A 9,448-nucleotide genomic window follows, 5' to 3' on the forward strand; every position below is an offset into this window, starting at 1 on the left:
ATTGGGTACATAAGGTAAGAAAACCGGCTGTTTTTACTATATGTTCTCTTTGTGGAGTTTAGGCCCGGAAGATTCCCGGACAATCAGTTCAGCGGGGAATATTTTGTGTTGTATCTCTGCCTGACCCTTTTTTCTTTGCAGAATGTCCAGCATGATTTTCATCATGGCCCGTCCGATCTTTTCCAGAGGTTGGGAAACTGCAGTAATGGTAGGGGTGTATATATTAAAGAAGTCATTATCGTCAAAGGTGACGATACCCAGTTTATGGATCAGTTGGGGGTCTGTCTTTTTTAAAAATTCGATCCCGCCTTTGGTAAGATAATTGGTTGAGAAAAAGATACTGTCGATTTCCGAAATGGTTTCGAACTTTTCCAGAAAGGCCTTCTGAATGTTTACCGCTGTTACATTGGTAAACGGCAGTTTTAAGAGGTAAGGCTTATATCCCACCTGTTTTATTGCTTTCTCATATCCTTGTTGCCTGTTAAGCATTTGCGTTTGTTCGCTATCCGTGGTCAGAAAGACAATTTTTTTAAAATTGTTTTTGATCAGGTGAGCAGTGGCATCATAAGCAGCTTTTTCGTTGTCAATGATTACATGGCTCACGGGGAGGCCCTCGAAATAGCGGTCAAATAAGACAACGGGGATATTGTGGTCTATCAGGGACTGAATAGTTGACCGTATGCCTGCGGACGGTACGATAAAAAAACCGTCTATCGAGCGCTCGAGAAAGAACTTGATTAACTCCCGGGAACGCAGGTCATCATTTTCATTACTGCAAAACACGATCTTATATCCTTTTGTATGGGCAATATCTTCAATGATCCTGGCGATCCTGGAGAAAAAGGGGTTGCTGATATCCTCTACCATGAGTACGAGTATCCTGGAGCGGCCTGTTCTCAGACTTTGTGCAATGGTATGCGGCTGATAACCGATTTCCTTTATGTAATCTTCTATTTTCTTTATAACGACATCCGAAATGTTTTTTTCCTTGCCTTTTCCGTTAAGGACAAAAGAGACGGTAGTAGGCGAGACATGGAGTTCTTTGGCAATGTCTTTGAGTTTTGGACGAGGTTTAGAGGTCATTTGGTAGAATTAGCTTTGCAGTCCCGGGCATGTTACAATGATGGTTTACCGGCAAATTTATATTTAAACGTGTCAAAGTACTAAAGATATTCTTTTTAGAAAAGTATTTTCGGACGCTTTTGTATGTTGTAGTATATAATCCTCTCCATTTGTTATGATATTAACATGATTTTAATTTTTTTAAGATTAACATTTTCTTTACTAAATCGATTTACTAATTTAGAAGCCTCAAAATATTTAACCATAAACTTGATTTATTGATGAAAAGAAACACTAGTATTTGTCGGGATAATATTTCCGGCAAAAGTTACCATTGTTTAATGGTATGGAAAGGCAAAAGGAAGTTTTTCGACTTGCTTTATCTTTTTTTGATTTGTGCGGTTTTGCAAACAAATACTGCTATTGCCGCAGATTATCACGAAGAGGGGAGAAATAGTGCCCAACTCACCGTCTCGGGTACAGTAACGGATGAAACAGGAGTGCCCTTGCTTGGTGTCAGCGTATTGGAAAAAGGAACACAGAACGGGACTACAACTGACTTTGAAGGAAATTACAGCCTTCAGGTAAGTTCTTCCGACGCTGTCCTCGAATTTTCATACCTGGGAATGAAAACCGTTAGCAGAACGGTAGATAACAATGCTACAATAAATGTGAAAATGGCGGAGGATAACCAGTCTCTGGACGAAGTAGTAGTTGTAGGTTACGGTACGCAGAGCAGAAGGTCTGTCACCACATCTGTAGCTAAAGTATCTGCTGAAGATTTTAACCAGGGGGTGGTAACTTCTCCTTTAAATCTTATTCAGGGAAAAATTCCCGGGCTTGCCATTACACAACCGGGAGGAAATAACCCGAATTCCAGTGCCAGCTTTCAGATAAGAGGGGTTACGTCGGTAACAGGGGACAGGTCTCCCCTGATTGTTATTGACGGTATCCCCGGAGGGAACCTGGACCTGTTACAACCGAATGATATTGAATCCTTCGATATATTAAAGGATGGAGCTGCCGCCGCTATTTACGGAACCAGAGGAAACAACGGGGTTATTTTGATTACCACCAAAACGGGAAAAGCAGGAAAAACTACGTTTGATTACAGTACCTATCTGTCGAGGGATTTTGTAAGGAACCGTCCCGAATTCCTTTCGGCTTCGGAATACAGGGGGCTGATAGACAGAGGAATTGTAAGCCCGAACAATGATCTGGGATATTCCACGGATATTTATGATGAGCTATTGGATAAGTCAAATTTAAGTCAGTATCACAATTTTGTCGCTTCGGGGGGAAGTGAAAACGGTAATTACAGGGTTTCGTTATATATGAGCGAGTTGGATGGTATAGCGAAGGAAAACTCCAGGAAAGAGTATGGCTTCCGGGCCAGTTTTAACCAATCTACGGCAGATAAGAAATTTCATTTCCAGGGAAGCTTTACCATTAATTTAAATGACGCTAATCTATTGGGAGGTGGTGATTTTGGATTGGTAAGCGAATGGAACCCTACAGCTCCCATATACGCACCTTATTCGGTAGAACAGGGGACTCCCTTGTACAATGAGGGAAGGTACGGATATTACCAGCCGCAAAACGGGTATAATCCCTTCTCTCAATACGAGAACCGTATCAACAAACGTGACCAGGTAACTTTTTCCGGTGATGCCAAGGTGAGCTATGAGGTTATAGAAGGTATGACCATCGCTGTTTTCGGATCTTACCAGAGGAACTCCTGGAATGATAGATATTATCGTTCTACCCGGGATTGGAGCCAGTACAATGAAGGCAGTTCTTATAACGGTACGGCATATGCCCGGAAGGGAAACCATGTGTCTTATACCAGGACTTTTGAACCTACCCTGAATTATACAAAAAGCATAGATGACCATAGTTTTGAAATGCTTGGAGGGTATAGTTATCAATATACCACCACAGAAGAGTATTCTATGGATAACAGCGGTTTTACCACGGATGCTTTCGAAGACTGGAATTTTGGTTCCGGAAATGCTATAACAGACGACTCTCTTCCTCCGATAAACCTGGGAAGCCTTAAGGATGATAATACACTGATTGCTTTCTTTTCGAGACTTAATTATTCTTATTTAGACCGCTATTTCCTGCAAGCATCCATTCGGTACGAAGGATCTTCCAGGTTTGGTGTAAACAATAAATGGGGGAGCTTTCCGGCAGTATCGGCAGGCTGGCTGATCTCCGATGAGGAATTTATGGAGAATATGGATTTTCTGTCTAATTTGAAACTCCGAGTAGGTTACGGAATTACAGGAAACCAAGGGATACCTAACTATAGGTCAATGATCATACTGGGAACGGGAGGGAAATATCCTGTTTTTGATGAAAGTGGAACCCCGGTTTATTACCAGACATATGGTCCTAATAGGAATCCCAACCCGGACCTCAAATGGGAGAGGAAGAAAGAGTGGAATATAGGTTTGGATTTCGGGCTATTACAGAACAGGATTACCGGCTCTATAGATGTGTATGACCGGAAAACAGAAGATTTGCTTTATGATTATGCAGTATCTCAGCCGTCTTATATACACCGTAACCTTTATACCAATGTAGGAGTACTGAAAAACAGCGGTGTTGAACTTGCTCTTAGTTTTGCGGTAATGAATAAAGAAGATTTTTCCTGGAATATGGATTTTGTAGGAAACTATCAGAAAAATGAGCTGGCATCCTTGTCAAACGATCTGTACACTGCAGAGGAAATAAGAGGGGGAAATATCGGGAATCCGGGGAATCTCGGTGATGCCATCCGGAATAAGGAAGGACAGTCTATAGGAAATTTTTATGGCAAAAAATTCGCCGGGTTTACCGATAACGGAGAATGGTTATTCTATAAAGCGGATGGTTCCGTAGGAAGGACAGACGAAATGACAGAAGAAGATAATGTTGTTCTGGGCAACGGTTTCCCTAACTTTAATGCATCTTTATCTAATACTTTCAAATATAAGAATTTCGATCTTACCCTGTTTTTCCGTGGTAAATTTGATTATGATATTCTCAACACCCTCGATCTTTTTTACGGCAATCCCACTTTACTTCCAGGAAATGTACTTTCATCTGCAGTAGACAATATCGGTAAAATCACTGAAGCACCTCAATATTCAGATTACTATCTGGAAAAAGGAGATTTTGTGAGGTTGGACAATGTAACCTTAGGGTATAATTTTAAAATGGGAAGCAATAGCCCGTTTTCTTCCCTGAGACTATATGTCAATGCGAGGAACGTATTTACTATTACCGGTTACAGCGGTCAGGATCCCGAAGTTTCGGATACGGGACTATACCCGGGTATAGAGGGAATATATGATGGTTCGGACGGAAGAAAATATTATCCCCGGACCACAACGCTTACTACAGGGATAAATATTCAATTTTAAACTGAAAAAAATGAAAATCACATATACAAAATTATCCACTTTTTCTTTGATGATATTCTGCCTGGGGTGCATGGATTTGGATGAAACACCCTATTCGGAACTTTCGAAATCCAATTTTTATAATTCGAAACTTGAGGTTTTACAGGCAACTCTCCGGCCGTTTACGCACATGCAGGCCTGGTTGGCATTTACTGGTCAAAGCGGCTATTATTATCACAACGAATTGTCGGCAGACCAGGTTGCATGGCCGCAAAAAGGAAGACATGGTTATGATAACGGAGACCACATCAGACAGCATTATCACACCTGGACCCCACAGGAATCGAGGTTGGAAAATACCTGGAGTTTGATGTGGTCCGGAGTAGGATATGTAAATGCGGTACTGGAAGATATAGAACAGTTGGATCATGAAAGCCTGGGAATGACAAGCGAAGAACTTGAGTCTGTTATTGCGGAATCCAGAGTTTTAAGGGCTTTTCATTACATGAAGATCATGGATCTATGGGGTAATGTACCTGTAGTTACTAAAGTAGGAGACCCTGTACAGCCGGAAACCAGGTCCAGAAAGGAAGTTTTTGAATTTGTGGAAAGCGAATTGCTCGAAAATGCGGACAAATTGCAGAATTTATCCCCCGAGCTTTTAGGCCGGGTATCCAAGGCATCTGCATATGCCATGCTCTCCGAACTGTATCTTAATGCCGAAATATGGAGTGGAGAGGCCCGCTGGGATGATTGTATAACATATTCGGACAAGCTGATCAACGGAGAAGGAGGAGGGCTGACAGGAACCCTTCAACTGGACGAAGATCCTTTGGGCCCGTTTAACAATACGAACGAAGATTCGCCGGAAAATATTTTCCAGTTCCCGTTCGACAGAACACAGGGTTTCGGGTATAACTGGGCCGCTTTTTACGCAGGCTTTTCCAATATGTCACCGGCCCTGGATGTCAATTATTCGGGGAACAATGCCTTTGTGGTTATCCCTACGGCTTTTGATGCCTATCAGGAAAATGATATCCGTAAACAAGAATGGTTTTTATTCGGCCCCCAGTATCGGTATGGAACTACAGAACCTATTCTGGGAAGTGAGGAATATAATGGAGAACCTTTTGTGTATGTTAATAACATAAGAAAAAACAGCCAGGGACAGACCGGGGAAGGTAGTATGACCGACGGGGAAGAAAACAGCGGGGCCAGGTTCCATAAATACCGCTCCGGAAGACAGGGAGATGATAATTATCTCAATAACGATTATGTTATTTATCGCCTGACAGAAATTTATTTTAATAAGGCGGAAGCCCTGATGCGTCAGAATGGCGGAACTGCTACCGCAGAAGCTGTGGACCTGATCAACCAGAGCCGAAAAAGATATTTCGGATCAGAAGACTGGCCGGGGGAAAGCTATAATACCGGAACCCTTACTATGGACGAACTATTGGCCGAAAGAGGAAGGGAGTTTATCTTCGAAGGGAAAAGAAGAACGGACCTGATCCGTTTCGGAAAATTCACTGCCGGGACATGGTGGGACAAAACTCCGGATGGAGATGAGCATACCGAACTTTATCCTATTCCTTACGATCAGATTATTGCAAACCCAAACCTGGAGCAAAATCCGGGGTACTAATTTCACCTGGGAAAGTGCCTGAAAATTAATACATTGTTTTCAGGCACTTCTTTTAACCGTAAACCATTCATTATTTATCGTGCAAAAACTAAAAAATCTAAACTGCCTGGGTATCATTTTAATGATATGCTATACGCTGAACGGCCAGACCGCTTCGGACGTTAATGAACCTGTCGACTATGTGAACCCGTTAATGGGAACGGACTCTGATTATTCGCTTTCCAGTGGAAATGTTTATCCCTCCATTGCCATGCCCTGGGGGATGAATTTCTGGACGCCGCAAACCGGGGAAAACGGAAACGGGTGGACATACATGTATACTGCCAGGAAAATAAGGGGCTTTAAACAAACACATCAGCCTTCGCCCTGGATGAACGATTACGGACAATTCTCCATAATGCCCGTTACCGGGAAGCTCCATTTTACGGAAGAAGAACGGCAAAGCTGGTTTTCCCATAAGGCGGAAAAAGCCACTCCGTACTATTACAGGGTTTATCTGGCCGATCATGATGTCACTACCGAAATTACCCCTACCGAACGTGCGGCCCGGTTCCGCTTTACCTTTCCGGAAAATGACTCCTATATAGTAGTTGATGCCTTTGATAAAGGTTCTTATGTAAAGATTATTCCCGAAGAACAAAAGATCATAGGATATACCACCAGGAACAGCGGAGGTGTTCCGGAGAATTTTAAGAATTACTTTGTCATAGTGTTTGACAAAGCTTTTGAAATGAACAAGACCTTCCGCGATTCCGTCCTGACCGATAATTTAATATCCGAATCGGATCATGCAGGGGCTGTCATCGGATTCAGGACAACTAAAGGAGAACAGGTTAATGCCAGAGTGGCCTCTTCCTTTATCAGCTTTGAACAGGCCGAGAGGAACCTGGAAGAAACCGGGACGCTGGATTTCGACCGGTTAAAAGAAAAGGGAAGAGATATGTGGAACAGGGAATTGAAGAGAATTACAGTGGAAGGGGGGACTACGGACCAGTACAGGACCTTTTATTCCTGCCTTTACCGCAGTTTGCTTTTCCCAAGAAAATTTTATGAATATGACAAAGACGGGAATGTAGTGCATTACAGCCCTTATAACGGAGAAGTACGCCCCGGTTATATGTTTACCGATACGGGCTTCTGGGATACTTTCAGAGCACTGTTCCCGTTCCTTAACTTAATGTATCCCGACCTGAATGAAAAAATGCAGGAAGGTCTTCTCAATGCCTATAACGAGAGCGGATGGCTTCCGGAATGGGCCAGCCCGGGACTCAGGAATATTATGATCGGCAATAATTCTGCCTCCATTGTTTCCGAAGCTTACCTGAAAAATAAGGAAAATTATCAATATGATATCGAGACTTTGTATGAAGCACTGGCTCACGGTGCAAATAACGAAGGTCCCGTGACGGCGGTCGGACGTGCAGGAGTGAAGTATTACAATACCCTCGGATATGTACCTGCCGATGTGGATATACGGCAGAATGTTTCCAGGACCCTGGAATATGCTTATGATGATTTTGCCATTTATCAACTGGCCAAGGCTTTAAAAAGACCGAAAAAAGAAATTGAACTGTACCGGGAACGGAGTCTGAACTACAGGAAAGTTTACGACCCGGAAACCGGGTTTATGCGGGGGAAACTGCAGAATGGTGAATTTGTGAAAGAATTCGATCCCATTCAATGGGGACGGGATTTTACCGAGGGTAACAGCATGCATTATACATGGTCGGTATTTCACGATATACAGGGACTGATTGACCTGATGGGAGGTAAAGACGCCTTTATTCGCCAGCTGGATACCGTGTTTACCACACCTTCCACTATAACACCTCGCAAAGGAGGAGGTATTATTCACGAAATGAGAGAAATGCAGGTGGCCGGTATGGGACAATACGCACATGGTAATCAGCCCATACAGCACATGATCTACCTGTATAATTATGCCGGACAGCCCTGGAAGACCCAGTATTGGGTGCGGGAGACCATGAACAGGATGTACTGGCCAACACCGGACGGATATTGCGGTGATGAGGACAACGGACAAACATCTGCCTGGTATGTGTTCTCCGCCTTGGGCTTTTATCCCGTTACCCCGGCCACGGATCAATATGTTCTGGGTGCTCCTTTATTTAAAAAAGCGACACTGAAACTGGAAAACGGTAATGAAATAATTATCAATGCCCCGGATAATTCCGCGGATAACAGGTATATCCGGCATATGCGTCTCAACAACAAAACATATGACAAAAACTATCTGAGCCATAAAGAGCTCATGAAGGGAAGTGTTATCGATCTGGAAATGGGAGCGGAACCGGATACAAAAAGGGGAACGGAAGAAAAGGATTTCCCGTTCTCCCTGTCCAATGAAATGTAATTTCGGATAACGACGATCATAGAACGACCGATTCGACAAAAAAACGGAAAACGTAACATCAGGTTTTGAACACTGAAAAAACATTGACAATGAAAAAAATCATAAGTACTGTAATGCTGATTATTGTTGTGGCCCCTGTGATGGCACAGACAGAAGAAGTTATCAGCAAAAAAGGAAAAACCCTGATCTTTGCCAGTGAAGATCCCGGGCTCGGTAATAAGGTCAGGTCCGGTCTCATTAAGACCTTCTTTAAAGTTTACCCCAAACTGGCAAAAGATTTCAATCCGGAAACAGCGGATACCGTTTTTGTCAAGATAGACACGGCATACGATGGTGTGGCTTATGCACATAACGGTAAGGTAACCATAAGTTCGGAATGGTTGAAGAAAAAACCGGGAGATACAGATGTTATAACCCATGAGGTGATGCATCTTGTTCAGAATTATCCCCCGGATAGTGGCCCGGGCTGGTTAACGGAGGGTATTGCAGATTATGTACGGTATGTATACGGAGTAGATAACAAACAAGCAGGCTGGTCTTTACCGGAGTACCGGGAAGGGAACCATTACAAAGATAGCTACCGGGTGACAGCCAGGTTTTTGGTATGGTTAACCAGACATTACAATAAAAATATCGTATCTGTGCTGGATAAAAATATGCGAAATAAAACCTATACCCCCGGTTTGTGGCAAACCTGCACAACCCGCTCCCTGGATGAGCTTTGGGCAGAATATCAGAGAGCCCCGGCACTTTAAAACAGGTGGGATTATACACAGAGAGGAGTTACTGTATTCCTCTTTGTTTACAAAATCCGGAGATAATATTTTATGAAATGAGCCATAACGGTTTGAGTTGATAGTCCCGATCCCGATAATCCCGGTAACTATCGGGATCGGGACTATCGGGACGAAATGTCTAATGGCGAATTACATCTGACCAATTAAAAACAATTGCGAAGCACATCAGCGAACACCATTA

At 43.0% G+C, this 9,448-nt stretch carries 5 protein-coding genes; 4 read left to right on the forward strand and 1 reads right to left on the reverse strand.

Annotation, left to right across the window (positions count from 1 at the left end; translation table 11 throughout):
• Positions 1–36: 36 nt before the first annotated feature.
• Entirely contained in the window at positions 37–1,083 is a 1,047-nt protein-coding gene (locus ED312_RS10690; RefSeq protein ID WP_123215998.1) for a LacI family DNA-binding transcriptional regulator, read from the reverse strand.
• Between the two features lie 383 nt (positions 1,084–1,466).
• Here ED312_RS10690 and ED312_RS10695 point away from each other — a divergent pair, with 383 nt between their 5' ends.
• The 4 genes from ED312_RS10695 (at position 1,467) to ED312_RS10710 (ending at position 9,225) form a co-directional block, all read left to right on the forward strand.
• Positions 1,467–4,472 (forward strand): SusC/RagA family TonB-linked outer membrane protein, encoded by a 3,006-nt coding sequence (locus tag ED312_RS10695; RefSeq protein ID WP_240643080.1) that lies wholly within the window; start codon positions 1,467–1,469, stop codon positions 4,470–4,472.
• 10 nt (positions 4,473–4,482) lie between these two features.
• Complete coding sequence (locus ED312_RS10700) at positions 4,483–6,096, forward strand: RagB/SusD family nutrient uptake outer membrane protein (RefSeq protein WP_123216000.1); 1,614 nt, start codon at positions 4,483–4,485, stop codon at positions 6,094–6,096.
• Between the two features lie 79 nt (positions 6,097–6,175).
• A complete protein-coding gene (locus ED312_RS10705) occupies positions 6,176–8,470 on the forward strand; it encodes a GH92 family glycosyl hydrolase (protein ID WP_394342860.1) in 2,295 nt (764 codons plus the stop codon).
• A gap of 89 nt (positions 8,471–8,559) precedes the next feature.
• Positions 8,560–9,225: a basic secretory protein-like protein gene (locus ED312_RS10710; RefSeq protein WP_123216002.1), complete on the forward strand. Its 666-nt coding sequence runs from the start codon at positions 8,560–8,562 to the stop codon at positions 9,223–9,225.
• Positions 9,226–9,448 lie beyond the last annotated feature (223 nt).

The sequence above is a fragment of the Sinomicrobium pectinilyticum genome (genome assembly GCF_003725735.1).
Taxonomy (GTDB): domain Bacteria; phylum Bacteroidota; class Bacteroidia; order Flavobacteriales; family Flavobacteriaceae; genus Sinomicrobium; species Sinomicrobium pectinilyticum.

Excerpts from the sequence above, each read along its gene's own strand:
- ED312_RS10700 (WP_123216000.1), top strand. The coding sequence starts at position 4,483 with ATGAAAATCACATATACAAAATTATCCACTTTTTCTTTGATGATATTC.
- ED312_RS10690 (WP_123215998.1), bottom strand. The coding sequence starts at position 1,083 with ATGACCTCTAAACCTCGTCCAAAACTCAAAGACATTGCCAAAGAACTC.
- ED312_RS10710 (WP_123216002.1), top strand. The coding sequence starts at position 8,560 with ATGAAAAAAATCATAAGTACTGTAATGCTGATTATTGTTGTGGCCCCT.